The organism is Fundicoccus sp. Sow4_F4, from assembly GCF_052116145.1.
Classification (GTDB): Bacteria; Bacillota; Bacilli; order Lactobacillales; family Aerococcaceae; genus Fundicoccus.
In genome coordinates this window covers 1-26,752 of sequence record NZ_JBQKLQ010000001.1, presented here as the reverse complement: position 1 = coordinate 26,752, position 26,752 = coordinate 1, and the positions used below count along the sequence as shown (strand labels likewise).

Annotated in this window: 19 protein-coding genes, 12 tRNA genes, 1 rRNA gene and 2 pseudogenes; 6 read left to right on the top strand and 28 right to left on the bottom strand. The window is 39.3% G+C overall.

What is annotated here, in order from left to right; translation table 11 throughout:
* Nucleotides 1-99: 99 nt before the first annotated feature.
* The 4 genes from ACTQ5J_RS00170 to pepF all read right to left on the bottom strand — a co-directional run bounded on the left by ACTQ5J_RS00170 (nt 100) and on the right by pepF (nt 6,756).
* Nucleotides 100-1,656 carry a bifunctional metallophosphatase/5'-nucleotidase gene (locus tag ACTQ5J_RS00170; RefSeq protein WP_441749935.1) on the bottom strand — a complete coding sequence of 519 codons (1,557 nt, stop codon included), beginning with the start codon at nt 1,654-1,656 and terminating at the stop codon, nt 100-102.
* A gap of 16 nt (nt 1,657-1,672) precedes the next feature.
* Nucleotides 1,673-3,031 carry an MBL fold metallo-hydrolase gene (locus tag ACTQ5J_RS00165; protein ID WP_441749934.1) on the bottom strand — a complete coding sequence of 453 codons (1,359 nt, stop codon included), beginning with the start codon at nt 3,029-3,031 and terminating at the stop codon, nt 1,673-1,675.
* 201 nt (nt 3,032-3,232) lie between these two features.
* Nucleotides 3,233-4,705: a 3D domain-containing protein gene (locus ACTQ5J_RS00160; RefSeq protein WP_441749933.1), complete on the bottom strand. Its 1,473-nt coding sequence runs from the start codon at nt 4,703-4,705 to the stop codon at nt 3,233-3,235.
* 245 nt (nt 4,706-4,950) lie between these two features.
* A complete protein-coding gene (pepF, locus tag ACTQ5J_RS00155) occupies nt 4,951-6,756 on the bottom strand; it encodes an oligoendopeptidase F (RefSeq protein ID WP_441749932.1) in 1,806 nt (601 codons plus the stop codon).
* Nucleotides 6,757-7,044: 288 nt separating this feature from the next.
* On the opposite strand from pepF, the gene ACTQ5J_RS00150 reads away from it, so the two are divergent.
* Nucleotides 7,045-7,332, top strand: a complete 288-nt coding sequence (locus ACTQ5J_RS00150) for an ArsR/SmtB family transcription factor (RefSeq protein WP_441749930.1) — start codon at nt 7,045-7,047, stop codon at nt 7,330-7,332.
* Nucleotides 7,333-7,507: 175 nt separating this feature from the next.
* Here ACTQ5J_RS00150 and ACTQ5J_RS00145 read toward each other — a convergent pair whose 3' ends face one another.
* The 10 genes and pseudogenes from ACTQ5J_RS00145 to ACTQ5J_RS00100 all read right to left on the bottom strand — a co-directional run bounded on the left by ACTQ5J_RS00145 (nt 7,508) and on the right by ACTQ5J_RS00100 (nt 21,100).
* Nucleotides 7,508-8,695: a pyridoxal phosphate-dependent aminotransferase gene (locus tag ACTQ5J_RS00145; protein ID WP_441749929.1), complete on the bottom strand. Its 1,188-nt coding sequence runs from the start codon at nt 8,693-8,695 to the stop codon at nt 7,508-7,510.
* Nucleotides 8,692-9,180 carry an Lrp/AsnC family transcriptional regulator gene (locus ACTQ5J_RS00140; RefSeq protein WP_441749928.1) on the bottom strand — a complete coding sequence of 163 codons (489 nt, stop codon included), beginning with the start codon at nt 9,178-9,180 and terminating at the stop codon, nt 8,692-8,694. The genes ACTQ5J_RS00145 and ACTQ5J_RS00140 overlap by 4 nt, the downstream gene beginning before the upstream one ends.
* 366 nt (nt 9,181-9,546) lie before the next feature.
* Entirely contained in the window at nt 9,547-11,334 is a 1,788-nt protein-coding gene (locus ACTQ5J_RS00135) for a serine hydrolase (protein ID WP_441749927.1), read from the bottom strand.
* A 73-nt stretch (nt 11,335-11,407) separates the two neighbouring features.
* Nucleotides 11,408-12,118, bottom strand: a complete 711-nt coding sequence (locus ACTQ5J_RS00130) for a hypothetical protein (RefSeq protein WP_441749926.1) — start codon at nt 12,116-12,118, stop codon at nt 11,408-11,410.
* A 261-nt stretch (nt 12,119-12,379) separates the two neighbouring features.
* A pseudogene (locus tag ACTQ5J_RS00125) lies at nt 12,380-13,108 on the bottom strand (amino acid ABC transporter ATP-binding protein).
* 3 nt (nt 13,109-13,111) lie between these two features.
* Nucleotides 13,112-14,119, bottom strand: a complete 1,008-nt coding sequence (locus tag ACTQ5J_RS00120) for an ABC transporter substrate-binding protein/permease (RefSeq protein WP_441749925.1) — start codon at nt 14,117-14,119, stop codon at nt 13,112-13,114.
* A pseudogene (locus ACTQ5J_RS00115) lies at nt 14,116-14,379 on the bottom strand (transporter substrate-binding domain-containing protein). Before ACTQ5J_RS00115 ends, ACTQ5J_RS00120 begins: the two are co-directional and overlap by 4 nt.
* Nucleotides 14,380-14,843: 464 nt before the next feature.
* Complete coding sequence (locus tag ACTQ5J_RS00110) at nt 14,844-15,572, bottom strand: amino acid ABC transporter ATP-binding protein (RefSeq protein ID WP_441749924.1); 729 nt, start codon at nt 15,570-15,572, stop codon at nt 14,844-14,846.
* A gap of 3 nt (nt 15,573-15,575) precedes the next feature.
* Complete coding sequence (locus tag ACTQ5J_RS00105) at nt 15,576-19,949, bottom strand: ABC transporter substrate-binding protein/permease (RefSeq protein WP_441749923.1); 4,374 nt, start codon at nt 19,947-19,949, stop codon at nt 15,576-15,578.
* Between the two features lie 278 nt (nt 19,950-20,227).
* Nucleotides 20,228-21,100 carry an RluA family pseudouridine synthase gene (locus ACTQ5J_RS00100; protein ID WP_441749922.1) on the bottom strand — a complete coding sequence of 291 codons (873 nt, stop codon included), beginning with the start codon at nt 21,098-21,100 and terminating at the stop codon, nt 20,228-20,230.
* Between the two features lie 100 nt (nt 21,101-21,200).
* Here ACTQ5J_RS00100 and ACTQ5J_RS00095 point away from each other — a divergent pair, with 100 nt between their 5' ends.
* The 5 genes from ACTQ5J_RS00095 to ACTQ5J_RS00075 all read left to right on the top strand — a co-directional run bounded on the left by ACTQ5J_RS00095 (nt 21,201) and on the right by ACTQ5J_RS00075 (nt 24,529).
* Entirely contained in the window at nt 21,201-21,698 is a 498-nt protein-coding gene (locus ACTQ5J_RS00095; protein ID WP_441749920.1) for a DUF1456 family protein, read from the top strand.
* A 73-nt stretch (nt 21,699-21,771) separates the two neighbouring features.
* Nucleotides 21,772-22,152, top strand: a complete 381-nt coding sequence (locus ACTQ5J_RS00090) for a PH domain-containing protein (protein ID WP_441749919.1) — start codon at nt 21,772-21,774, stop codon at nt 22,150-22,152.
* A 175-nt stretch (nt 22,153-22,327) separates the two neighbouring features.
* Nucleotides 22,328-23,989 (top strand): FAD-dependent oxidoreductase, encoded by a 1,662-nt coding sequence (locus ACTQ5J_RS00085; RefSeq protein ID WP_441749917.1) that lies wholly within the window; start codon nt 22,328-22,330, stop codon nt 23,987-23,989.
* Nucleotides 23,976-24,272, top strand: coding sequence for a rhodanese-like domain-containing protein (locus ACTQ5J_RS00080; protein WP_441749916.1), 297 nt, complete (start codon nt 23,976-23,978; stop codon nt 24,270-24,272). Before ACTQ5J_RS00085 ends, ACTQ5J_RS00080 begins: the two co-directional genes overlap by 14 nt.
* Nucleotides 24,272-24,529, top strand: coding sequence for a metal-sensitive transcriptional regulator (locus tag ACTQ5J_RS00075; RefSeq protein ID WP_441749915.1), 258 nt, complete (start codon nt 24,272-24,274; stop codon nt 24,527-24,529). The genes ACTQ5J_RS00080 and ACTQ5J_RS00075 overlap by 1 nt, the downstream gene beginning before the upstream one ends.
* 221 nt (nt 24,530-24,750) lie before the next feature.
* Here the strand turns inward: ACTQ5J_RS00075 and ACTQ5J_RS00070 are convergent, their stop codons facing one another.
* From ACTQ5J_RS00070 to rrf, 14 genes are all read right to left on the bottom strand, one after another.
* Entirely contained in the window at nt 24,751-25,005 is a 255-nt protein-coding gene (locus ACTQ5J_RS00070; protein ID WP_441750746.1) for an isochorismatase family protein, read from the bottom strand.
* A gap of 504 nt (nt 25,006-25,509) precedes the next feature.
* Nucleotides 25,510-25,593: transfer RNA gene (locus ACTQ5J_RS00065), tRNA-Leu, on the bottom strand.
* A gap of 24 nt (nt 25,594-25,617) precedes the next feature.
* Nucleotides 25,618-25,689 (bottom strand) — tRNA-Cys (locus ACTQ5J_RS00060).
* Between the two features lie 26 nt (nt 25,690-25,715).
* A tRNA-Gln gene (locus ACTQ5J_RS00055) sits at nt 25,716-25,788 on the bottom strand.
* A 26-nt stretch (nt 25,789-25,814) separates the two neighbouring features.
* Nucleotides 25,815-25,887 (bottom strand) — tRNA-His (locus ACTQ5J_RS00050).
* A gap of 27 nt (nt 25,888-25,914) precedes the next feature.
* Nucleotides 25,915-25,985, bottom strand: a tRNA-Trp gene (locus ACTQ5J_RS00045).
* Nucleotides 25,986-26,028: 43 nt separating this feature from the next.
* Nucleotides 26,029-26,109: transfer RNA gene (locus tag ACTQ5J_RS00040), tRNA-Tyr, on the bottom strand.
* 3 nt (nt 26,110-26,112) lie between these two features.
* Nucleotides 26,113-26,185 (bottom strand) — tRNA-Phe (locus ACTQ5J_RS00035).
* 3 nt (nt 26,186-26,188) lie between these two features.
* A tRNA-Asp gene (locus ACTQ5J_RS00030) sits at nt 26,189-26,261 on the bottom strand.
* A 12-nt stretch (nt 26,262-26,273) separates the two neighbouring features.
* Nucleotides 26,274-26,346: transfer RNA gene (locus ACTQ5J_RS00025), tRNA-Val, on the bottom strand.
* An 18-nt stretch (nt 26,347-26,364) separates the two neighbouring features.
* Nucleotides 26,365-26,436 (bottom strand) — tRNA-Glu (locus ACTQ5J_RS00020).
* Between the two features lie 17 nt (nt 26,437-26,453).
* A tRNA-Ser gene (locus ACTQ5J_RS00015) sits at nt 26,454-26,543 on the bottom strand.
* Nucleotides 26,544-26,558: 15 nt separating this feature from the next.
* Nucleotides 26,559-26,631 (bottom strand) — tRNA-Asn (locus ACTQ5J_RS00010).
* Nucleotides 26,632-26,647: 16 nt separating this feature from the next.
* Nucleotides 26,648-26,752 (bottom strand): 5S ribosomal RNA (gene rrf, locus ACTQ5J_RS00005); the annotation flags it as partial.

Below are 26,752 nucleotides of genomic sequence, written 5' to 3'. Positions count from 1 at the left end.
GCTTACCACTCCTTTACAAAAAGTTATTACGATTTCGTAATATATGAAGAGTATACAGCAAATGTCAGCTTTAGTCAAATCGGTGCTTGAATGACCATCTTAGGAATGCGTTAACCACTCAACATGTCGATAATTCGCATTAATCGCTGCCCAGTTTTTAGACGTAAAGTCTGCCAAGGCTTCACGCAAACGAGTTGCGATATCAATCTCACTAATCGAGACTATTTTGTCCGGGGTGTAGGTTTTATAATCGCCGCCGCCAACTGCACGGTATTGAGACACTGCAATTGTATAAGTTTGATCTCTTTCAATTGGTAATTGTGTCCGTTCATCAAGCAATTGCTCGACACGCTGTCCTAGCGGTTTGCTCAAGTTTGCGATGGTTGTCAAACCTGTAAATAAGTCATAATTATAATGACGCGGTTTAGGGTCAATATAATCAGGGTTGACTTGGACCTCACCTTTTTCATTTAAAGTCCAATATTCTAAGTTGAATTCGACGATCTCATATAGATCTTGTCCGCTTAGTTGAACTTTCGCTATACGATTATAGTAAGGATAGACTTCCAGTAAAATTTCATTAGTCACCGGTCCTTTAAACTTCACAAATGATTCGTTGATTAATGTGACAGCACTAAAGTCGGCACCTGTTTCTTTTAATTGTAGTTGGTTAAGTAGTTCAACAAAAGGTGTCCCTGTTAGACGCGCTTCAAAAGCATCTGCAACTGGCACGTCTAATTTCGCCGTACCTAAGACTTGTTTCAACCACTGCTCTCCTATTGTACGTTCTGGATTAACCACGTCTTTGATGGCAGTATCTGCAGCGTCCAGGCTTGTATCATGAAGCTCTCCTGTCATATGCACAATTTCTTTATTGTCTAAAGTCAGTGTTATGGACGCAACACACTCACCCGCATAACCCGGTTGAACGGTCCAAGCATTATTAACTTGTTGATTAATTAAACGGTGTTGGTGGCCCGTTAACAAGACATCAATTTCAGGGATTTCTTGTAACATACGTGCCCCTTGGTTTTCACCTGTTAAGTCTTCTAATGCTTCGCCAGTATCCAAATCTCTTTCATAGCCACCGTGATAAGCCACCACCACAACGTCCACTTGAGAGCGAAGCTGCTCAGCGTAAAACTTCGTTGTCTCGAATGCATCTTTGAAGGCTAAACCTTCATAATGTTTAGGTAATTCCCAATTGGGGATGTAATGAGTCGTCGTTCCAATGATGCCGACTTTAATTCCTTCAACTTCAATTACTTTATAAGGTTGACCTAAAACAGGTTGACCTGTTTGAGCATCGACAATGTTAGAACAGATAATTGGTGCCATGATTTGGTTCAGAATACTTTCACGGTACTCAGGACCAAAATTAAACTCATGATTCCCAATAATCTGTGCATCATAAGCAAGATCATTCATCGCTCTAGCAAATACACTCCCATTTTCAGCAATTTGACTACAATAAGTCGCAAATGCTGATCCTTGAATGAAATCACCTAAATCAATGCTGATGGTTGGATGCGTTGACTCTTGCTTCAAACGCTTCAGTGTCGCCGCTGTATTTAATAATGACTGGTCTGGTTGATTAGGCACATCAATCCAGTAACCATGTGTGTCACTCGTCATTAAAATCGTAATTTTCTGCATATCTACTCTCCTAAATTTACTTAATCATATCTGAAAGTTCAGCCGCCGTGTATTCAACGTGGTATTCGGGTAACCAAGTCTGTAAACCAATTTCTTCAATTGCTTGACCATAAAAGTCTGGTTTAAATGTATGCCATGGCACGACTAATTTAGCTTGGGTCAAGTAATTCACTAATAATAAATCACTTTGCGATGCATGTCCTGAAACATTCGCATGGTAAAATTCCCAGCCAGCTTCAACGAAACGGCGTACATAAGGTTCGTATTCTGCCATGTAACTTCCAAGTGGCATCCCGTTCGAATGGAAATATACACCCGCAGGTAAAGTAAATACATGTTCGTGACGTTCATAATCAAATTGAAGAATATAATGTTGAGGCATCTCACGAAGCATCTCCAAAGAAACCGCTTCGTCTGTCACCTCAATTGACGCATTTCCATCTATAAGTAAGTACTTTACATTCAAATAACCTGTTAAATAAGGCTTCATTAATTCAAAATAGGTCTGATCCATGACGAGCGTTCGGCCTAAAGTGGTGAATAATTCCGCTAACACTAATAAGCGTTCAATATTTTGAGGGTAACCATTAAAAGCAATTAATTGCTCTGAGTGTTCTTGAGCGATGGCCTCAATTGAATTCATTAATTTGATTTCATTGGGTGAATTAATCGAATGTGTCACCTCCGCTAGTGCTACATCGACTGGATTAGGCTCAGATGCAAAATGACTAAATGTTGTTCCTTCAACAAGGAAAAGGTCCGCATCAAACTCATGTGCTTTTTGAGCCCAGTTTAAGACTTTTTCTGGATGGAAGCCCGATAAACGGAAATCACCTGAATACACAATTTTAAAATCTGGCGTTTTAATAAAAATACTTGCAGCGCCAACTGTATCATGATCACTCTCATGAAAGACAATCTCAAAAGGTCCGTGTTGAAGTGTACTTTCTGCAGTCACTTTTTGCCAATTAACAGCATAACTAGGCAGTAAGCTTGTTTTTTCTAACTGTTTATAAAAATCAACAGCTTCTTCTAATGCATAAATAGGTAGCTCTTCTGGCAACTGTCCAAAAGCACCCAAATGATCTAGATGTAAATGTGAAAGACAGACAATTGTATTTAAGGCTGACTCCTCAAAACTCTCCAGTTCGAAATCACCAATGGCTGCTTTGGGATACAAGCCGGAAATTGCCGGTAATTGTCCTAATGCTAAATGAGAATGGGTTGTTTCCTTACTAAGTAAATCCATAATATTCACTCCGGCTAATGCACCGAAATCAGTGATGATGCGGTAGTCTTTGAATTGGATACTCACGATGTTGCCTCCGATTGTATCTAGGCCACCCCAGAATGTTATTTTAGTTTGATCTTTCATTTCACAAAACTCCTCTGATTAAATTTTCACTGCTTAATTCTAGCACTCATTATGATTTTTTGAAATAAAATTACTTGAGTGTTTGAATATGCGACACGTTAATTTTCACTTCAAAATTAATGTCTTCCCTTTAATAATAACTCAACACACACAAAAAAGAAGCTAGGTTTAACCCTAGCCTCACTGATTTTCTATAGTTACTTAGTCAACAATATAAATAGTTAGCGACTGACGACCGAATTGGTACGTGTCTGCGACATTTTCAAAGTGAACATCAATTTTGTTACCTACAATTGCGCCACCTGTGTCAGCAGCACGGTAATAACCCCAACCAGGAATGTAAACCGTTGTTCCAAGTGGAATGACTGATGGGTCAACAGCGATAACAGCTGGTTCCAAACGTAAGTCAGTACCATCTGCAGTAAAGTTTCCTAGACCGGCTTCGTTACGCGAGTATGCAGTAGCTTCAACTACAATTGGTGTGCCATAAACAGTTGGATCAGTTGAGTTTGCAGCTTCTTCTTCAGCTAATTGAGCGGCTTCTTCTTCAGCCAAACGACCAGCTTCTTCGTCAGCCAAACGAGCAGCTTCTTCTTCGGCTAAACGAGCGGCTTCTTCTTCGGCTAAACGAGCGGCTTCTTCTTCAGTTAATTGAGCAGCTTCTTCTTCAGCCAAACGAGCAGCTTCTTCTTCAGCCAAACGAGCAGCTTCTTCTTCAGTTAATTGAGCAGCTTCTTCTTCAGCCAAACGAGCAGCTTCTTCTTCAGCCAAACGAGCGGCTTCTTCTTCTTCAGCCAAACGAGCAGCTTCTTCTTCAGTTAATTGAGCAGCTTCTTCTTCGGCTAAACGAGCGGCTTCTTCTTCAGCTAATTGAGCGGCTTCTTCTTCAGCCAAACGAGCAGCTTCTTCTTCAGCCAAACGAGCAGCTTCTTCTTCAGCCAAACGAGCAGCTTCTTCTTCAGCTAATTGAGCGGCTTCTTCTTCAGCTAATTGAGCGGCTTCTTCTTCAGTTAAACGAGCGGCTTCTTCTTCAGCTAATTGAGCGGCTTCTTCTTCAGCCAAACGAGCAGCTTCTTCTTCGGCTAAACGAGCAGCTTCTTCTTCAGCTAAAGCTTGTTCCAGAGCTGAGTCGTCTACTACGACTTCTTCTGCTGGACTTTCGTCTTGATTGGCGTTCATTGCTTCACCAAGATCCCACTCTTCTATCTCATCAATTAAGTAACCATCTTCAACAACAGTTGTATCTTCCACAATCGTTGTATCTTCAATGACTTCTGCTACGTTAGTTTCTTCAGCAGCTACCGTTACTTCTTCTCCACTTGGTTCAGTGTAAGTTAAGGTATGATTAACGGCATCAAAATAAATAACAGAACCTGAGATAATTAAGTCAGGGTTTGAAATTTGATTGATAGCTGCTAAGTCATTGACTGAAATGCCTGTCGCTGCAGCAATTGTTCCTAAAGTATCTCCCCATTGAACTATATATGTTTGGTTCCCTAAGGAAACGACTTCATTGACAGACGCTTGTACGTCTTCTAAACTACGTTTTCTCCAGCTACCTGCGTTTAAAGTAAATGCGGCTGCTTCGATGGCTTCAACTTTTAAATTTGATAATGGTGCCATTGTTGCAGAAAGTGATATAGCTGCAACAGCTATTTTAAGCGATTTTTTCATTAAATATTCTCCTCATACTTTCGTTGTCTAATTAATGCAAAAGACAAACGAGTGTTTGCATAGAGTATCTTAACGCACCTCAAATAAAAAAACAGGATTAAATGCCAGTTGTTAACTAGCTTTAATCCCATTGCTTGAAACCGTCACACTAATGTAAAATATGAGCCCAAATATGACTTTTTGAAAAATTTGTTACACAACTGCAACATGATATAGCTACGCTACTTTTATTAGCCGAAGTTATATTAAGCTTCTTTTAATTCCTCAATTTGATCTAATAAGCCATCAACAAAATGAATCGCTTCTCTTAAAGCAGCAGCATCCGTCATTGATACACCTGCTTTTTCAGCGGATTCAATGGGACCTAATGTTCCACCTGCTTTTAATACTTCCAACCAGTTTTCTATAGCAGTTTCATCTTTAGCTGCAATTTTTTGACCAATTTGAGTGCCAATCGTTAAACCTGCTGAATATGTATAGGAATATAAGCCCATAAAGTAGTGTGGCTGACGCATCCAAGTTAATTCAGAACCCTTATTGATTTCAACTGCATCGCCCCAGAAGTTTTCTAGTGTTTCTTTGAAAAAGGTATTTAAACGCTTAGCATTTAGGACATCCCCTTGATCAACTGCTTGATAAACTTTTCGCTGGAAATCTGCTTCCAATAAATGTGTCACCATATTATGGAAGTAAGTTCTTGAAATAAATTCTGCAATTAAAATACGTTTTTGTTCGGCTGAAATCGGTTGATTTAATAAATATTGACACATAATCACTTCATTGGCAGTCGAAGGCGCTTCAATAAAGTAAAGACTTGCTTCTGGTGTCAATACGCTTTGTTCTTGATAAGTTAATTGGAAGTGACCGGCATGACCTAATTCATGAGCCAACACTAGCACTTCACTCAATAAGCTTGTCCAATTCAATAAGATATAAGATGGACCATTATAAGACGTTGAACAGAAACCACCTGTGGATTTTGTTTGATTCATCGGGTAATCAATCCAACGCTCATCAAAAGCACGTTTAACAATCTTACTATAGTCTTCTCCTAAAACTGACAAGGCATCTTCAATCATCACACGACTTTCCTCAACGGAAATTGTTGCAGCTTCCTCGGTTGAAAATGAAATTTTGATATCCGCTAAACTCACTTTTTCATAACCGTGTTCTTTTGCTAATAAACGCGCATAACGTTGCATCACAGGTGAAAACTCAGTCATAATGACATCAATTTGACGATTGAACGCTTCACGATCAACCTTTTGATTGAATAGTAAATAATCAAACACAGAATCAAAGCCTCGTAAAGTAGCCATTTTTTTCTCAGTTTGAACATGGTTGATGTAATTAATCGCGGCACTGTTTTGATAGCGTGCTAAGCCATCGTGAAACGATTTCCAAGCTTTTGCACGGACTTCAGGATTGGCATGAACTTCATACTCCCCTTCAAAGCCATTAAAACTATTTGAATAGTGTTGATCGGCAACAGTGAAAGAATCAAAGCTCATATCTTGTAATTTCATTGTTAAGTATTGACGGTATTGATTATTAATTGAGTTATCCAAGCCGCTTAATACTTCCTCTACTTCTTGAGAAAGATGTGTTTCTTTCTGTCGAACGACTTCTTTTAAGAAGTACTCATAAGTCTGTCCTTCTTCAGTTTGGCTAATGCTTGTTAAATACTCAAGATCTAACAAAGCTAATTGATTATCATAGAAAGTTAATTGTTGACCTTGCCACTCATATAAGTCTTCTAAACGACTCATGTTGCTTTCAAAGACGTCGTTTAATTTATCCGTCTCATAACCTAATGAGGCATAACCAGAAAGGCGGTGTAACTGCTCAATAATCTGCGCATAATCCGCTAATGAAGTTAGTAAAAGTGATTGATCCGCTAACTTTCCATTGTACTTTTCAGAAAAAGTTGTAACCTTCTCTTTAAATTCTGCTAAATCCGTTTCATATGCTGCTTGATCTGCGTATAGCAGTTCAAGTTGCCAAGTTAACTCTAAAGGTAACGCTGATCTTAATGGTAATTCTTGTGTCATGTGTGTTTTCTCCTTGTAAGTAAATTGTGACGTTCAGTTAATCGCATAAATCTGGCTAAATAACTATCCTCACTATCTTAATGCTTTATAATTTTAAAATCTACCGAAACAAATTTTCTCGAAGTTCAACGTTTGAATATACAGGTCATTCTCTCTTTCTAAAGAAAAAGGCAATAATTATTATTATTTTCATATATTAAAGGTTTTTAGTTAATTTCATTTCGAAAGTATGATAGAATGTATTTCTAGTAGAGCAAAAATATTTTATTAAGAAGGGGGCTCTTTTCTATGCAAAAAATTGACGTTAAATCTCCTGAAATTAAAGAATACGTTGATGTCCTTAAACTTCTAGCCCACCCTATCAGATTCTCAATCGCTTTAACACTGTATCAAAACAGAGTGTTAAATGTTGGTGCAATCCAAGAAACGTTGGATTTACCACAATCGACTGTGTCTCAACACATCAGTAAAATGCGTGAATCTGGTATTGTGGAAGCAGAGCGTGAGGGCACAAAAATCTTCTATTCATTAACGAATGAAGTAGCGAACAAAATCATCAAAAATGTTACTGCGTAACATTTAGTGTTAATAATTGCCTTGTTAATTGTGATTACTACAATTAACAAGGCTATTTATTTACCCTCCAGGATTAATTATATATTATAATCAATACTCTGACTATTTTATCAATACTTTTTTATACATTGAAACTTTATTTATTAAATTTAGTTATACAGTCTCTAGCTTTTGCTTATAGAAGTGTGCCCTTATTTTCACGTAAAGCTTCAACAAAAAGTGCCAACCTCTCAAAAGCAACCTTCAATTCTTGAATTGAATAAGCATAAGATATTCGGATAAAGCCCTCTCCTGAAGCACCAAATGCCGTTCCAGGTACAACCGCAACTTTCTGACTATAGATCAATTGAGTCGCAAATTCTTCAGAAGTCAAACCAAACTCAGAGATGTTTGGAAACACATAGAAAGCGCCAAATGGCTCAAAACAAGGTAGTCCTATTCGATCAAGCTCATACAATAAAAAGCGACGACGTTGATTATAACTTTCTCGCATTACTGCAACATCTGCATCACCATTTCGCAAAGCCGTAATTCCCGCATATTGACTAGTCGTGGGAGCCGCCATAATCGCAAATTGATGAATCTTAATCATTTGTTCCATTATCTCAGCTGGTCCACAACAATAGCCTAAACGCCATCCCGTCATCGCATAAGCTTTAGAGAAGCCATTGATATAAATTGTGCGCTCTTGCATGCCAGGTAAAGCAGCAATTGACACATGTGCCTCTTTATCAAAGTATGTCAGTTCCGCATAGATTTCGTCCGTAATGACCATCAAATCATGTTCCAAAACAACTTCCGCAATCGCTTCTAAATCAGCTTTCGCCATAACAGCGCCCGTAGGATTATTCGGAAAGGATAGAATTAATATTTTGGACTGAGGGGTAATGGCTTGTCTGAGCTCTTGAGCTGTCAGACGAAAATCATTCTCTTCCTTCAAAGGAATCGCAACAGGTATCCCATCAGCTAATTGAATACATGGCAAGTATGAAACGTAACTCGGCTCCGTGAAAATTACCTCGTCGCCCGGTTCAAGCGTCGCACGCAAAGCCAGATCAATCGCCTCACTGCCTCCTACCGTTACCAAGATTTCATTTGAGGGATTATATGTCATGCCATACTTGATAGCAATCGTTTCAGCAATCGCAAGACGTAACTCCATTAAACCTGCATTTGACGTGTAAAAAGTTTGCCCCTTTTGCAAAGCATAAATTCCCTCATCGCGAATATGCCATGGCGTATCAAAATCAGGTTCCCCAACCCCCAAAGAAATTACATCCGCCATCTCATTGGCTATATCGAAAAACTTGCGAATACCAGATGGCTTAATCCCTTTGACCTTTTGATTGATGAAAGACCTCATGGACTAACCACCATCCGTTTATCTTCGTCATCTTTCATAAGAACCGTATTGTGGTCTTTGTAACGCTTCAATACAACATGGGTTGCAGTCGATTGAACTTCCTCAATCACTGACAAACGTGACGATACAAAGTTTGCGATTTGTCTCATCGGTGCTTTCTTCAATTCCACTAAGTAGTCATAACCGCCCGAAATTAAATACATCGCCTTCACTTCGGGGAATTGATAGATTTTTTCCGCAATCCGATCAAAACCTTGCCCCCGCTGAGGTGTTACACGCACCTCAATCATCGCCGAGACATAGTGATCATCCGTTTTCTCCCAATTAATCAGTGTATGGTAGCCCGCGATAATTTTCTCATCTTCAAGATGTTTAATCGTCTCACTGACTAATTTTTCGTCGAGATTTAATAAGATAGCGACTTGCTTCACCGTTAAACGGCTATCTGTTTCAAGCAGCTTTAAGATTTCTTCTGAATGATCCACTCTCACCACTTCTTTCATATGTTATTTAAATTTCATTATATCAGACCCATCCACATTAAAAAATACTTTCTTGAAATGTATTCTATTCTCATTTCGCATAAAAACCATAACCCCATTCAGGGAACAATATGACCCATCCACGAATGGCAAAAATCAATAGACGCCTATTTGCCCTTAGAGAGCTATCTCCTTTTGATACATTAAAGTCTCCTTGAAAGCAAAAGAACTTGACAGCCTTTAATCACCAAATAACAAGTTTCCTTAGACTCCTATCGTAACCTGTCTGTCATCTTTTTTAAGAAATGAAAAGCGCCCGCCTCTGCTTTTAAAAAAGCAAGAGCGGACGCTCAATCAATGAACCGAACATTATTCGACTATTTCTTGATAATACGATTCTTCAACACTTCCAGGCGCGAAATAACTGTCACTATCTTCAACGGTGACCCATAACTGCTGTCTTAATTCATTAAACACATCATGAATCCTTAAAGACAAGTAACCCATCTGTGTTCCTACCGCATCATAATCCCACGGCGTTTCTGTATAAACGGCTAAACTATAAGAACCATATGGCGTCACAAATGTTGCGACATCATTCTGTTCTGGATCGCCCAAACCAGACTTATTCCAAGAGGTTGTTGTATAAGGAATAAACTGGCGTAAAAAGTTATGAGAGTTTAAAAATAATTTATCGATATACATTTCATCCCAAGGTTCGCCATTAATACGGTTATTGTACAATAAGGCGAATAGACGGGCAGCATCTCCAGGGGTCGTATGGAAGTAACCTTCACGTGTATTATAATACTTACCATCAACATAGGTATCATAGAAACCTAACTGATGCATATGAGGGGTTATCACACTCCCGCCACCTACCGCATCAATTAACATGTTTGCGGCTGTATTATCACTATAAATCGCTACTAAATTGACGAGTTCATCTAAGGTAAACATCGTGCCTGGTGCGTAACTTTGAATAATACCTGCGCCCGGCACTTGATCTTCCCAACCCATTTCAATATATTCATACGGGTCTAGTATTTGCCTACTATATTGATGATATAACTCAGCTAAAACATAGATTTTTTGTGTACTTGCTGGGAAGAAGGTCTGGTTATTAACACTCACCTGACTCATCGTCTCATTATTGACAAAAGATGCCCCTGCATTAGCACTAATATTGGCGATTTCTTCATATAAGACTAATTCGATCGTGTCTAATAACTCTTGTTCACTATAGAAAGTCAGTACATAATCATTAAACTGTTCATCCTTTTTAATCCAACCTAACTCTTCATAGCCAATCATGACGCGTAACCAAGTCCCGCTAAGTGTCGATATTTCTTCAACAACTTCCATCGGCATATCTTCAAAACTTGCTGTGTTGGTTAAGAATGTTGAACCATACGTTCCAGGAGGTGAAGTAAGCACCATTTGATCCCTTGCTTTGTAAAGGATACTATAATTCACTGGATAACTTTCGGTCATGACTTCGTATTTTTCTGGCTGTTCAATGAAGAAGGGTTGATAATCCACGACCGGTACTAAAGCTGTTAACTGATTACGGTAACGAATCAAGTCATTGGCTTCAGCCGACGAGATAATTAAATCAGCTTGAGGCACCCCATCCGAAAAATAGTACCAACCATCAAAGGAGGTACTATGCCAACCTGTGTAAGGTTCACCAAATTGAAATAGTCGTTCCTCATTATCCACCAAATACCAAGCAAAGCCATTGACAGTTTCTTTTCTCAATAATTGCTTTCTTTGAACAACCGATGTAGGTGACACAATCGCTACATTGGGACTAAAGTAAAACCAAGGCAGATTCTCTACGACTTCTTCTTCGGTTTCTAAAGCCTCCATTAACGGCTGACCATCTCGATTACCAATCGACAGGTTTGGCCCTTCTAAACGCAATGATTCAATTAACAGACTGGCTGATTGATCCAAATTAATTGGCTGAGTTTGATAAACCGGAGTTTGCTCATAATAATTTGTTTCCTCGATTAAAGCAGCCTTTTGATATTTATCTACTAAGGAATTAACGGTTCGGTTGATATCGGTTTGGAACAAAGGACTCAATAGAAAATAAGCTAATACGCCTACCATTAAGCCAAGCCCAACCACAATCCCTGTTTTTTTCGACATGCTCTAGTTCTCCTCCACACACACAATCTCAATATTTATAATTTTTACCATATAAGATAGCTTGACCGTCTGATTAAGCATTTTCACCAGTCACTTTAAATGTGAAGTTCGGTTTGAAGTATTCAAACAGTTCAGTATTATATGACATTTCTGGCATAATTTTTTGGAAAATAGTGTAAGGATAACGCTCTCGCATATCAATTTCATCGGCTCCACTACGAAGTACATTCTGTTGAATGAAACGCTCATAAGTTAATTCATCTAACTCATGGCCCTTCTCTTTAAAAATGTGATGGGCAATCAGCTTGAAGATATAATCTTCCACGGCACGCTCTTTTAAGATTGTGTCGATATCACCACGTAAACCTAATTTTAATTGTGCGTAATCATTAACAGGCAAGTCTTCTTCTTCAGCAAAAGCTTCAATTTGCTCAAGATACTCTTCTACATAACGCTCTCTTTCTTCCGCATTAATGACCACTTCAGCGGTTTCTCCATGAAAGGCTAATAAATATGGCAATAATTTGTGATAAAAGGCATAAGAAATATACTCATCTTGATAATACTCTTTTGCAAAACGTTTAAACGCTGGAACAGTTGATACGTTGGCAATACCTAAATCAATCACCATTTCATCCGTGATTGAACTCTCGCCATAACGATTAGCGACCTCTTCTAATAACGGTTGGATAACATCGTCCCATGATGCGATTGGAATTTCTAAATACTGATCTGGAACAGGTATCTCATGTGTTGGCGTATAATATTCAACAATACTTTTCATAAATTGCACCCTTTCTAACTAACATCTATCATATTAAAGAATTTCAACCCCTTTAACAAGCCAAAATATCCCAATTTTATAAAAATCTATCACTTAGTAGACCACTTAACCAAATGACAAAATGCCTTTAGAGCACTTCCCTCATTTTAGACGATACAAGCACAAGCTAGGAAAGTAATTTCTCAATGACACAATGCTTAACGAAATAAAAACACACCCTACAGCGAGCATTCTAGCTCACTACAAGGTGTGATAAAACTCTTATAATACTTTATTTAGTAAATCTTGTGTTCTGTCTTCTTGAGGATTATCGAAGATTGCTTCTGGTTGACCTTCTTCAACAATATAGCCTCCGTCCATAAACACAACACGATCCCCCACCTCACGCGCGAAGCCCATCTCATGTGTCACAACCACCATCGTCATACCATCGGCTGCTAATTGCTTCATAACCTCTAATACATCGCCGACCATTTCGGGATCTAAGGCAGAAGTTGGTTCATCAAACAACATAATATCCGGACTCATTGCTAAAGCTCATGCAATGGCTACTCGCTGTTGTTGTCCTCCCGATAGTGATTTAGGATAGGCGTCTGCCTTATTATTTAAACCAACTTGATCGAGTAACTTTAACGCCACATCATTCGCTTCCGCTTTTGAAACTCTTCCCAATTCTAAAGGCGCTAACGTAATGTTGTCCTTTACCGTTAGATGTGGAAATAAATTAAACTGTTGGAAAACCATCCCGATATTTTCGCGAGCCTTATTGATATCAATTGTCGAACTTGTAATATCTTTATCAGCAATTGTAATCGACCCACCTTGAATTTCTTCTAATCGGTTAAGACATCTCAATAAAGTTGATTTACCTGACCCAGAAGGACCAATGATACACACTACTTCACCTGAAGAGACTTGCATATCGATGCCTTTTCGCACTTCATTTTTTCCGAAGCTTTTCTTTAAGCCTTTTACCTTAACTGTTGACATAAATTAGACTAACTCCTTTTCTAGACGATTTGAAATTTTCGTTAAAATTGTAATCAAAATAATGTACATCAGTCCAATAATTAACCACATGCTCCCTGATTGATAAGTACGGGCGATAATAATTCGGCCAGTCTGAGTTAACTCGACTAAACCAATAACGGATAGGATTGCTGTGTCTTTCAACGTAATCACAAATTGATTGATAAATGATGGAATCATAATTTTGAATGCTTGCGGTAAAATGATTCGACGCATTGTCGTTCCATAATTTAAACCTAAACTTCGACCAGCTTCTGCCTGTCCTTTAGCAACTGCTTGAATACCGCCACGCACATTTTCTGCAACATAGGCAGCAGCATTTAAACTCAGCGTTAGAATACCCGCGATACTTGCGCTCATATTGATTCCTGTCATTTGCGGCATACCAAAGTAGATAAAGAATGCTAATACTAGTAGTGGGATACCACGCATAATATCGACATAAACTAAACCAATTCCAGATAGAATCATCGATTGACTACTACGCATTGAGCCAATCAACAAACCAATAATCATCGCAATCACAAAGGATACTAACGTTACCCAAATGGTCGTGATTAAGCCAGAACTTAGCGAGGGCCAGTTTTGTTTTAATTGACCAAAGAAGCCAGTTTGAACAGATTCTTGGCTTGCTCCATCCCCTAAGTAAGTGGCCTGTATTTCATCATACTCACCCGATGCTTGGCTATTAGCTAAGCCATCATTAAACATGTCAACTAGTTCTGGATGATTCCCTTTATTTACAGCAAAACCAAACGGAATAGATGCCTTCTCTTCAGCGATTAAACGTAAATCGACTGCTCCTGTATTGACGGCATATTGAATAACTGTCGCATCTCCAATCACTGCTTGACTGTTGCCTGCGGCAACGTCTTGATACATATTAACTGAATCTTCAAAGGTCGTCGTATCAAAGCCATATTCGCCCGATAATTCATTAGCAATTGCTTCACCTGTCGTACCAATTTTCACAGCGACCTTGTGACCTGATAGTCTTCTATCGCTTCAATTTCACTATTGGCAGCCACTGCAAACATTGAACCACCTTGAAAGTATGGATTTGCAAAGTCAAACGACGCTTCTCTTTCCTCTGTAATTCCCATACCAGCAATCATACCATCTGCTTGTCCACTTTCTAAAGCTTGTAAGCCAAAAACTGAACGGCAGCGTCATTCATATTCAAAGCCTTGGTCTTTGGCAATTGCAGCCAGAATATCAATAGCTATTCCGATTAAATTACCTTCACCATCAAGAAACTCGAAAGGAGCATATGACGTATCAGTTGCGATTGTATAGACCTTTTTATTTGCTTGCGCCTTTACTTCTGCTACGTTCGAACTTCCATTTCCTAATCCAAAAATACCTAGAACCAGAAAAAAAAATGACGATTAAACGACTCGTCTTTACTTTTTTCACTTTCTTTTCACCTCAAATTTTAATCTATGACACAGTATGTAAAAGCTTACGTATTCTTTCAAATAATATGCATTATAGGAGATGATATATTGTGACTGGTTAAATGTTGAAATTCCTATTTAACAAGGTGAAAACTTTGTTTTTTGTCCGAAAAAAGATATTCCGGAGATTCACTTGAACTTTCGGCCCCCGTCTCCTTACTTCAAAATAAAAAGACCCCCTAAATCCGTATTCGAATTTAGGGGGTCTCTACAGATTGCTCATCTGCCTTTTTTTACTTTTATAATACTTTATCTAAGAAGTTTTTCGTTCTTTCATGAGCAGGAGCCGAGAAGATTTTCTCTGGTACATCCTCTTCAACAATATAACCACCGTCCATGAAAATCACGCGGTCTGCTACCTCACGCGCAAAGCCCATCTCATGCGTTACAATAACCATTGTCATGCCATCTTTTGCTAATTGTTGCATAACTGACAGAACATCTCCTACCATCTCTGGATCGAGTGCAGAGGTTGGCTCGTCAAACAACATAATATCAGGATTCATTGCTAGAGCACGTGCGATTGCTACACGTTGCTTTTGACCACCTGATAAGGAATTAGGGAAAGCATCTACTTTATCAGCTAAACCAACTTGTGCCAGTAATTCACGGGCTTTTGCATCTGCATCTTTGTTTTTCAAGACACCTAATTGCGTTGGTGCTAAGGTAATGTTTTCTTTCACACTAAGGTGTGGGAATAAGTTAAAGTGTTGGAACACCATACCAATGTTCTCACGCGCTTTATTCAAATCAACATCTTTTGAACTAATATCAAAGCCATTGATTGTCACGTGACCGCCATTAATTTCTTCTAAATGGTTCAAGCAGCGAAGTAGTGTTGATTTACCTGAACCAGATGGCCCAATAATACAAACAACCTCTCCTTCTGCTACTGTTAAATTAATTGATTTTAAAACTTCGTTCGAACCAAAGCTTTTTTTCAAATCTTTGACAATTACTTTAGACATAGTTTAATTCTCCTTTTCTAGTCTCTTCGATACTCTAGTTAATGCAGTAATAATGATTATATACATTAAACCAACAATTAACCACATACTTCCTGATTGGAAATCACGTGCGATAATTATTTTACCAGTTTGAGTTAATTCAACCAAGCCTATTACGGATAAAATTGACGTATCTTTCAAAGTAATAACAAATTGGTTAATAAATGATGGTACCATAATTTTAAACGCCTGCGGTAGAACAATGTGTCTCAACGTTTGATTGTAAGGTAAACCTAAGCTTCGTCCTGCTTCAGACTGGCCGATTGGTACGGCTTTAATTCCCCCACGTACAATCTCAGAGATATAAGCTGCTGCGTTTAAACTTAAGGTAACAATCCCTGCTAAGGTAGCTGGGAAGGTTAAGCCTGTTAACTGAGGCACACCAAAGTAGATAAAGAATGATAATACTAATAACGGAATACCTCGCATGATATCAACGTATAGTAAAGCGATAAATTTTAAGACTGGGTTTTGGCCAGCACTCATAATCCCTAAGGCAATCCCGATAATCATTGCGATTAGAATCGATACAAGTGTCACCCAAACCGTTGTCCATAAACCATTTAATAATGGTCGCCAGTTTTTAGTGATTTGACTAATAAATACGTTTGCTGCTTCTTCATCTGCTTCTTCTGTAGCTAGCGCATCATTTGCAACTGATTCAGTTGCACCATCAGTACTTGTATACGTTGCTAAAATCTCGTCATAAGCACCAGATTCTCTTAAATTCGCTAAACCTTGGTTGAAGGCTGTTAATAAATCAGCATTCTCACCTTTCATTACCGCAAAGCCATAAGAACCCACCGTGAAGGTTTCATCTAACAGACGTAAAGCCACGTCCCCTTCCTTAATGGTATAAGCCATTACAGGATGATCCTCAACTAAGGCCGCGCTATTCCCCGCTAAAACATCTTCAATCACATTGGCAGAGTCTTCAAAAATCGCAATCTCAAAGCCATATTCCTCTTTCAAACTATCCGCCAAATCCGCCCCTTGTGTCCCAGTTTTCACTGCCACACGTAGACCTTCTAAATCAGCCAACGTTTGAATCTCACTATCGGCTTTAACCGCAAAGGACAATTGACTATCAAAATAGGGCTCTGAAAAGTCAAAGCTTTCTTTTCGAGCATCTGTGATACTCATCCCAGCAATTACACCATCAGCTTGACCACTTTCAAGCGCTTGAACAGCAGCATTAAAACCTAAGACTTTCATCTCATAATCAAAGCCTTGATCCTCGGCAATCGCAGCCATTAAATCCATATCAATCCCGACTAAATTACCATCATCATCCACAAACTCAAACGGAGCGTAAGTTTGGTCAGTCGCAATAATATAAGTTTTATCATGTTCCAGTGCTTCAGCTGAATCACTACCTAAATAAGTGGCCAGAATCTCGTCATATTGACCTGAGGCTTGGATGTTTGCTAAACCACGGTTAAAGGCAGTCACTAAGTCAGGGTTTTCACCAGGACTGGTCGCAAAGCCGTAAGAACCAATATCAAAGGTTTCTTCTAACTGTCTTAAATCTAAGTTACCATCATTGATTGCATAAGCCATTACAGGAAAATCTTCAACCGCTGCCGCGCTATTACCAACCATTACCTCTTGGTACATATTGACAGAATCTTCAAAGGTCACAATCTCAAAGTCATACTCTTCTCGTAATGACTCGGCTAATTCAGCCCCTTGTGTCCCGGTTTTAACTGCAATTCTTTGTCCCTTTAAATCGTCAAGCGTTTGAATTTCGCTATCTGCTTTGACAGCAAAAGACAAGCTACTTAAATAGTAAGCTTCCGAAAAATCAAAAGCCTCTTGTCGCTCAGGTGTAATACTCATTCCAGCAATCACACCATCGACTTGCTTACTTTCCAAGGCTTGAACAGCCGCATTAAAGCCTAGTGCTCGCACTTCATATTCGAAACCTTGATCTTCAGCAATCGCTGCTAGAATATCCATATCTATCCCAACCATCTCGCCCGCTTCATTTACGAACTCAAATGGAGCAAAGGTTGTATCGGTCGCAATCACATATTTCTTGTCATGAGTCACTTCTTCTTCTTCTTCTTCTTGAGCAAGGTTTGTTGCATCATCAACAACCTCCGCGTTACCTAAATATGTAGCGAGAATCTCGTCATATTCACCCGACGCTTGAATGTTTGCTAAACCTTCATTAAAAGCTGCGACTAAGTCTGGGTTTTCACCAGGGCTGGTCGCAAAACCATAAGAGCCAATATCAAAGGTTTCTTCTAGTTGTCTTAAAGCCAATTTACCATCGTTGATCGCATAAGCCATTACAGGAAAATCCTCAACGGCTGCCGCGCTATTACCAACCATAACTTCTTGATACATGTTGACAGAATCTTCAAAAGTCACAATTTCAAAGTCATACTCTTCTCGTAATGACTCGGCTAATTCAGCCCCTTGTGTCCCGGTTTTAACTGCAATTCTTTGTCCCTTTAAATCGTCAAGCGTTTGAATTTCGCTATCTGCTTTCACAGCAAAAGACAAGCTACTTAAATAGTAAGCTTCTGAAAACGTAAAAGCTTTTTCTCTTTCAGGCGTAATACTCATTCCAGCAATCACACCGTCAACTTGCTTACTTTCCAAGGCTTGAACAGCCGCATTAAAGCCTAAAGCTCGCACTTCATAGTCGAAACCTTGATCTTCAGCAATCGCTGCTAGAATATCCATATCTATCCCAACCATCTCGCCCGTTTCATTTACGAACTCAAATGGAGCAAAGGTTGTATCGGTCGCAATCACATATTTCTTGTCATGAGTCAATTCTTCTTCTTGAGCAATGTTAGATGCATCATCAGCAACTTCTGCGTCACCTAAATAAGTGGCAAGAATTTCGTCATATTGACCCGACGCTTGAATGTTAGCTAAGCCTTCATTGAAAGCTGCAACTAAGTCTGGGTTTTCACCAGGACTGGTCGCAAAACCATAAGAGCCAATATCAAAGGTTTCTTCTAATTGTCTTAAAGCCAATTTACCATCGTTGATCGCATAAGCCATTACAGGAAAATCCTCAACGGCTGCCGCGCTATTACCAACCATAACCTCTTGATACATGTTGACAGAATCTTCAAAAGTCACAATCTCAAAGTCATACTCTTCTCGTAAGGACTCAGCGAGTTCAGACCCTTGAGTTCCTGTTTTAACTGCAATTCTTTGTCCCTTTAAATCGTCTAATGTTTGGACATCGCTATCTGCTTTGACCGCAAAAGATAAACTACTATTATAGTAAGCTTCCGAAAAATCAAAAGCCTCTTGTCGCTCAGGCGTAATACTCATTCCAGCAATCACACCATCGACTTGCTTACTTTCCAAGGCTTGAACAGCTGCATTAAAGCCTAGAGCTCGTACTTCATATTCGAAACCTTGATCTTCAGCAATCGCTGCTAGAATATCCATATCTATCCCAACCATCTCGCCTGCTTCATTTACGAACTCAAAGGGAGCAAAGGTTGTATCGGTCGCAATCACATATTTTTTGTCATGAGTCAATTCTTCTTCTTGAGCAATGTTAGATGCATCATCAGCAACTTCTGCGTCACCTAAATAAGTGGCAAGAATTTCGTCATATTGACCCGACGCTTGAATGTTAGCTAAGCCTTCATTAAAAGCTGCAACTAAGTCTGGGTTTTCACCAGGACTGGTCGCAAAACCATAAGAGCCAATATCAAAGGTTTCTTCTAACTGTCTTAAAGCTAATTTGCCATCATTGATGGCATAAGCCATTACAGGGAAATCCTCAACCGCTGCCGCACTATTACCAACCATTACTTCTTGGTACATATTGACAGAATCTTCAAAAGTCACAATCTCAAAGTCATACTCTTCTCGTAAGGACTCAGCGAGTTCAGCCCCTTGAGTTCCTGTTTTAACTGCAATTCTTTGTCCCTTCAAGTCATCCAATGTTTGGATATCACTATCGGCTTTGACTGCAAAAGACAAGCTACTATGGTAGTAAGCTTCTGAAAACGTAAAGACTTTTTCTCTTTCAGGCGTAATACTCATTCCAGCAATTACACCGTCTACTTGCTTACTTTCCAAGGCTTGAACAGCCGCATTAAAGCCTAGAGCTCGTACTTCATATTCGAAGCCTTGATTTTCAGCAATAGCTGCCAGAATATCCATATCAATCCCAACCATCTCGCCTGCTTCATTTATGAACTCAAAGGGAGCAAAAGTTGTATCGGTCGCAATCACATATTTCTCTTTTGTCTGTGCATCGACTGTTTGCACGTTATTAGTCGCTGAAGCTGTCAATATAATTCCAAAAATTGACAGTAGCGTTACCATAAAGGCCATTAATTTACCTTTTTTCATAAGTCACCTCATAAACACATTTTTATGTGCTTAAGTATATAATTAAAGTTTGATGAGCGCAATCCAGTTTTAACATGACATGTTAGCTTATCTAACATAAGTGTAAAGCTTTGTATCATAACTTATGTAACGATTAACAACAATTAGAGCCTACTCATTTAAGACAAAAACACCCAACATTTCTGCTCGGTGCTACAAATTATCTGATAATTCTCTTGTTAACTAATATCTTCTTAACTGATCGTTTCTCTTGAAAATTGAAATCAGTAGTCTGGCTATTAGCGCGTTTGTTTCAAAAAGGCTGCTGGGACCGGGGCATTAAAGCGCAGTACTTCTTGACTGATAGGATGCTTAAAGACTAAGGTGGTTGCATGCAGTCCTAGACGCTTCAACGGATTTTGACGGGCACCATACTTTTTGTCGCCTACGACTGAATGGCCAAGCTCTTGCATATGGACACGAATTTGATTCTTTCTTCCAGTCTCTAGTTGAACTTCTAATAAAGAAAAATGACGATTTCCTTGGAGCTTTTTGTAATGTGTGATCGCATGCTTGCCGCCATTATCAAACGGACTGGAATAGACTTTTAACGTCTTTCCTTCGGTTAACCAAGAAGAGACCGTTCCAGGTCGCTCATTGACAACCCCTTCAACCATCGCAGTATACTTTCTTTCTTTGACATCACTGTGCCAATTTTTCTGCAAAGCCTCTTTGGCAGCTTCTGTTTTTGCAAAAACCATTACCCCAGAGGTATCCCGGTCTAAACGGTGAACAATAAACAAGCGTTGACGCGGATGAATTTCTTTGACATAGTCGGTTAATTGACGATAAGCTGTCAATTCACTTGGATTCTTGCCGGCCATTGAAAGCACTCCTGCCGCTTTATTAATCACAATAATGGCGTCATCTTCAAACAAAATCTCTACGCCTTTTAAATTTGCTTTATGCTTGTTGACCTTTTGTTTAGTAATCGCAACCACTTGACCCTCAGTCAGTTTAGTATTGTATTGAGTCACAGTTTTATCGTCAACTGTCACTTGCGAATGGGTCAACATATTTTTTATCGTTTTACGACTTGCTGACGGCATTTTTTCAACTAAAAAATCAAACAGTTCACCTGCTTCGAAAACTTTATATTCGGTTTGACGCATGGTAACACCACTTCCTCTAAGTATTGTCTTTAGAGTATAGCAGAAAAGCTGATAAATGTTTGGTATAATTAACGATATGAATTGAAAGGTGGCTAATTTAATGAATCATAATGATCGACTGACCCGACTACGCTACGGCTTGGATATTAAAGACGAAGACATGGTGGAAATTTTTGCCATGGGTGGCGTCACTTTAAGTAAAGAGGAAGTACAAGCCCTACTTAAAAAACAACTAACTGAAACAACTGAAGCAGCTGACGAAAGAGCTGAGAATGTCTATGAAATGACTTGTACAGATGAGCAATTCGAACGTTTCTTGAATGGCTTAATTATTTCGCAACGAGGCGCTAAAAACGATAATGAACCGGCCTTGGAATTGAATTCAGGTAATGCGAATAACTTAATGCTTAAGAAAATCAAAATTGCACTTAAACTAACCAGTGATGACATCTTAGATATTCTTGAAGAGGCTGGTGTGGTTATCTCTAATAGTGAATTAAGTGCTGTTTTAAGACGTGAAGGACACCGAAATTACAAACCGTGTGGTGACCGCTACATTCGTAATTTCCTAAAAGGGTTAGCTTTACGTTACCGTTAGTAAAGACGTATTAAGATTATCTTTCCAGCACATCATGTTATAATAGTCCTAACAAATTAAAGGAGTGATTGACGTGGCAACAAATGAATTGAATGACTTACTAAATATTACCTTTATCTCCAAACGAGAGGTACCTAAAAAAATTCAAGACTTATTAATTGAAGGCGAAACGGCTGATCACGCCTATTCTACTTTACGCGACACTGCTGTCTTTACGAATCATCGTTTAATTATTGTCGATACGCAAGGTGTAACTGGCACTAAAAAAGAGTACTATAGTATCCCTTACCGTTCGATTGATATGTGGTCTGTCGAAACGTCAGGTATTCTAGACATCAATGGTGAAGTCGACTTATGGACTAAAGTCGGCCATGTAAAGATTCAACTGCGAAAGGGAATCAATGTTAAAGAAGTCGACACTCTGATTGCACGCTCTGTTTTTAATAAACACTAATTTTAGCACCATCCCTTTCGGGATGGTTTTTTTTACCCTTGGGGGTAATTCAGTCTTATAAACATTGCTACTATAATGTTTTACATTTCGTGTAAAATAAACTCTTGACATTGTATGCGATTCGTCGTTTAATATACCCATACCGGTATTAGTATTTTAATTGGAGGAAGATAAAATGAAAAAGATAGTGATTGTAGGTGGAGTTGCTGGTGGAATGTCAGCTGCAACACGTTTACGTCGTTTAATGGATGATGCTGAAATTATCATTATGGAAAAAGGTCCTTATGTTTCTTTCGCCAACTGTGGACTGCCCTATCATATCTCTGGAGAAATAGCAGAGCGTTCTGATTTAATTGTTCAAACTCCAGAAGCTTTACAAGCTCGCTTCAAATTAGATATACGCTCTGAACATGAAGTGACAAAAGTTAACCCAGAAAATAAAACGATCGAAGTACTTCATAATGACGAGGTATTTACTGAAACGTATGATGAACTCATACTATCTCCTGGTGCCAAGCCATTTATCCCTTCTATTCCCGGCTTAGACGCTGCCACCAATGCTTTTAGTCTACGTAATGTGCCTGATTTAGATAAAATCATGTCTCAATTGAAAGAGAATGAAGTTAAAGAAGCAGTTGTCATCGGTGCTGGCTTTATCGGTGTCGAAATGGCAGAAAACCTTAAGAAATTCGGCTTAAATGTTACCTTAGTAGAAATGGCACCCCATGTACTCCCACCACTAGATGAGGAGATGGCTGCTTTTGTAGAGGCAGAATTAAAACGTAATGGTGTTCGTGTGATTACTAGCCAATCAGCAAATGAATTTAGAAACAATGGGAAAGAAGTTGTCTTAACAGACGGACAAATCATCCCTTCTGATTTAACGATTCTTTCTGTTGGTGTCCGACCAGAAAACAGCTTAGCAGAAGCAGCAGGTATCAAATTAGGTAGGCAAGGAGGGATCTTAGTCGATAATAATTATCAAACAAATATTCCTAACATCTACGCCGTTGGTGATGCAATTATTGTTAAACAACAAATTACAGGTGAAGATACCATGATTGCTCTAGCCTCGCCTGCCAACCGTCAAGGGCGTCAAGTAGCAGATGTGATTGCTGGTTTAAATCGTAAAAACCAAGGAAGTATTGGAACTGCAATTGTTAGAGCTTTCAATCTCACAGCCGCTTCAACTGGACTAAATGAACGAGTCGCTCAGTTAAGTGGTTTAAATCATATCGCCATTCATACAACTGGTAAGGATCATGCTGGCTACTATCCAGGTGCGACTAGTTTGACCATAAAATTAGTTTTTGATCCTGAAACTGGAAAGATTTTAGGCGCACAAGGTATTGGACAAAAAGGTGTCGATAAACGTATTGATGTTATCGCAACAGCCATTAAGGGTGGTTTAACAATCTTTGATTTAATGGAACTAGAATTTACCTACGCCCCTCCTTTCGGTTCAGCAAAAGACCCGGTAAATATGCTTGGCTATGTTGCAAGTAATATTGTTGAAGGACTAAGTGATTCTGTTGCTTGGCACGAATTACAAACACAGTTGAATGATGGTAAACAAGTCTTAGACGTACGCTCACCAGATGAATTAGCTAATGGACAATATCCTAATGCAATCAATATTCCTGTAAATGAATTAAGAGAACGGCTCAATGAATTAGATAGAACCCAACCTTATATTATCTCTTGTGCAAGTGGCGCTCGTAGTTATATTGCCGAAAGAATTTTAAAACAAAACGGCTTTACTGTTGCTAATCTAGATGGCGGTTTCTACCTATACAACACCGTTAAACCGGAGGATATTATTCATGAAAACAATTAATAACGATCAATTTTATAAAAACAGTAAGCAACAAGTGCTTAATGTAATTGATGTACGTGAAAGAAATGAATTTGCTATAGGACACATCCCAAAATCAATTAATCTCCCCCTTAGTACATTAGCACTTAATACTAAAGCTCTCTCTAAAGAAGAGGACTATTATATTATTTGTGCATCCGGAGGTCGCTCTAGTGTCGCGACTACACTTCTTAATAAATTCGGTTATAATGTAACTAATGTGGAAGGCGGAATTGCCGCTTGGAAAGGAGCTTTGATTAGATAATGCAATGCGATCCAAAATTACTTAATCGCCTCAAACGAGCTGAAGGCCAGTTAAGAGGTATCCAGAAAATGATGGATGAAGAAAAAGAATGCGTTGATATTGTGACGCAGTTAAGCGCTGTTCGTTCAAGCATCGATCGTATTATGGGGCTAATTGTTGCTGAAAACTTAAAACAGTGTCTAAATAATCCAAATGAAAATCCAGAAGTACAAAACCAGAAAATTGATCAAGCCGTTCAAATGATTATTCGTAAATAATAGCTCAATGAGAACCAGACTTTTTACACATTAGCCTAATGCTTCATTAATATAAAAACAACCCCAACCTCTTGTTCTCCATAGAAGCAAGGCGATTGGGGCTGTTTTACTTATTTGATTATTTTTAGGAAGTCTTTAATCTTCGTGTCGCGACTATCTTGCATTAATTCAAAGGCGGCCGTTTCAATTGTGTTAATCACTGCGCCCTCTTTCTCGAGTCGTTATATCGCTAAGTCTCGGTCGATAGCCTTTCCGGATGAAACACCGTTTGCTAATAAATAGAGTGATAATTCCTCATGTTTTAAAATAACTAAACCTGTTTGGAACAAACAGACATGAGCTTCACCGCCCATCACTAATAAATTATTCACATCTAATGCTTTTAGCACCATTCTAAAATTCGGATCTTGATACCAACTAAAGCTTCTTTTAGGGAAAATATGATTGTCTTTTAATTCGCCTCTAAGCTCTGGAATCGTCTCCCCTAGCCCTTCGGCATATTGTTCAAGTACTATATGGGAAAGTCGAACAAACGAGCCACACGGATCATTTTAATCCAATTTGAATGTAATTAGTTGGCATCCTCAACGGTGCGTGCCAAAGGACCATGTATATCAATAACCAACAAAGCAGTATTGTTGCGATTGATTAACATAATCTTCTCTTTTAAATATATTTATCTAGCTTCAGTATCTGAACGATTAACTCGACTGACCAAATTATTGTCTGTTTTTATAAGCCGAGACCCAAGTCAACATTAACTCAACGAACAAAGTGAATGACTAAGACAAGGGTATTTAATCTACATTGAGGATTGAGAAAGTCGTGAAAATAACCATTACGACCATGTTGAAATCATTATAGCACATAATTATTTTGAATTAGAAGCTAATAACACTTTCAATATAATGGGAACATTAGCTAACAAAAAAGCAGCTTCTCGAAGAAAGAGAAACTGCTTAAACGTGTTGTTTGGCTGATACCGATGGTCGGGGTCGAACCGACACGCCCGTGAGGGCACAGGATTTTGAGTCCAGCGCGTCTGCCAATTCCGCCACACCGGCATTAATGATATGCTTTTCTAACTAAGGCGGTGATCGGATTTGAACCGACGAATAAGGGTTTTGCAGACCCGTGCCTTACCACTTGGCTACACCGCCAAAATTATCCTTAAAAACAAAAAAAACTGGGGTAGCTGGATTCGAACCAACGAGATGACAGAGTCAAAGTCTGTTGCCTTACCGCTTGGCTATACCCCAATAATCATTAAATTATATAAAATATAGGCGACTGATGGGAATTGAACCCACGAATGTCGGATCCACAAACCGATGCGTTAACCACTTCGCCACAATCGCCATGACATTACCTATTTGAATAGATAACAGGGACTGTAGGAATCGAACCCACACTAACGGTTTTGGAGACCGTTGTTCTACCTTTAAACTAAGTCCCTAGTAGTAAGAAGAACACAGTATTTTTCCCTACTATTCAAATAATGGTGGGGGGCAGATTCGAACTGCCGAACCCGAAGGAGCGGATTTACAGTCCGCCGCGTTTAGCCACTTCGCTACCCCACCATATGGCCTGAGACGGATTCGAACCGCCGACACCTTGAGCTTCAATCAAGTGCTCTACCAACTGAGCTATCAGGCCAAACGGTCCGGACGGGATTTGAACCCGCGATCTCCTGCGTGACAGGCAAGCATGTTAACCCCTACACCACCGGACCAGTTTAGTACAATGGAGGATGACGGGATCGAACCGCCGACATTCTGCTTGTAAGGCAGACGCTCTCCCAGCTGAGCTAATCCTCCATAGTTATTTAATTGTCATGACCCGTACGGGATTCGAACCCGTGTTACCGCCGTGAAAGGGCGGTGTCTTAACCGCTTGACCAACGGGCCGTTTTAAGTTTTAGATACGGAGAGTAAGGGATTCGAACCCTTGAGACGATTTGACTCGCCTACACGATTTCCAATCGTGCTCCTTCGGCCAACTCGGACAACTCTCCAAGTAACCTTAATCACTCCGCAAGTAGGGCTCGAACCTACGACATCATGATTAACAGTCATGCGCTCTACCAACTGAGCTATTGCGGAATAACATACAACACTTGCGTGGCAACGTCCTACTCTCACAGGACCAAAGGTCCAACTACCATCGGCGCTAAGAAGCTTAACTGCTGTGTTCGGCATGGGAACAGGTGTATCCTTCTTGCCT

What these genes read in the sequence shown, in the direction of transcription:
- ACTQ5J_RS00075 (WP_441749915.1), top strand. Translation starts at nt 24,272, where the DNA reads ATGCAATGCGATCCAAAATTACTTAATCGCCTCAAACGAGCTGAAGGC.
- ACTQ5J_RS00135 (WP_441749927.1), bottom strand. Translation starts at nt 11,334, where the DNA reads ATGTCGAAAAAAACAGGGATTGTGGTTGGGCTTGGCTTAATGGTAGGC.
- ACTQ5J_RS00105 (WP_441749923.1), bottom strand. Translation starts at nt 19,949, where the DNA reads ATGAAAAAAGGTAAATTAATGGCCTTTATGGTAACGCTACTGTCAATT.
- ACTQ5J_RS00130 (WP_441749926.1), bottom strand. Translation starts at nt 12,118, where the DNA reads ATGAAAAGTATTGTTGAATATTATACGCCAACACATGAGATACCTGTT.
- ACTQ5J_RS00095 (WP_441749920.1), top strand. Translation starts at nt 21,201, where the DNA reads ATGAATCATAATGATCGACTGACCCGACTACGCTACGGCTTGGATATT.
- ACTQ5J_RS00150 (WP_441749930.1), top strand. Translation starts at nt 7,045, where the DNA reads ATGCAAAAAATTGACGTTAAATCTCCTGAAATTAAAGAATACGTTGAT.
- ACTQ5J_RS00160 (WP_441749933.1), bottom strand. Translation starts at nt 4,705, where the DNA reads ATGAAAAAATCGCTTAAAATAGCTGTTGCAGCTATATCACTTTCTGCA.
- pepF (WP_441749932.1), bottom strand. Translation starts at nt 6,756, where the DNA reads ATGACACAAGAATTACCATTAAGATCAGCGTTACCTTTAGAGTTAACT.
- ACTQ5J_RS00080 (WP_441749916.1), top strand. Translation starts at nt 23,976, where the DNA reads ATGAAAACAATTAATAACGATCAATTTTATAAAAACAGTAAGCAACAA.
- ACTQ5J_RS00085 (WP_441749917.1), top strand. Translation starts at nt 22,328, where the DNA reads ATGAAAAAGATAGTGATTGTAGGTGGAGTTGCTGGTGGAATGTCAGCT.
- ACTQ5J_RS00165 (WP_441749934.1), bottom strand. Translation starts at nt 3,031, where the DNA reads ATGAAAGATCAAACTAAAATAACATTCTGGGGTGGCCTAGATACAATC.
- ACTQ5J_RS00170 (WP_441749935.1), bottom strand. Translation starts at nt 1,656, where the DNA reads ATGCAGAAAATTACGATTTTAATGACGAGTGACACACATGGTTACTGG.
- ACTQ5J_RS00145 (WP_441749929.1), bottom strand. Translation starts at nt 8,695, where the DNA reads ATGAGGTCTTTCATCAATCAAAAGGTCAAAGGGATTAAGCCATCTGGT.
- ACTQ5J_RS00110 (WP_441749924.1), bottom strand. Translation starts at nt 15,572, where the DNA reads ATGTCTAAAGTAATTGTCAAAGATTTGAAAAAAAGCTTTGGTTCGAAC.
- ACTQ5J_RS00100 (WP_441749922.1), bottom strand. Translation starts at nt 21,100, where the DNA reads ATGCGTCAAACCGAATATAAAGTTTTCGAAGCAGGTGAACTGTTTGAT.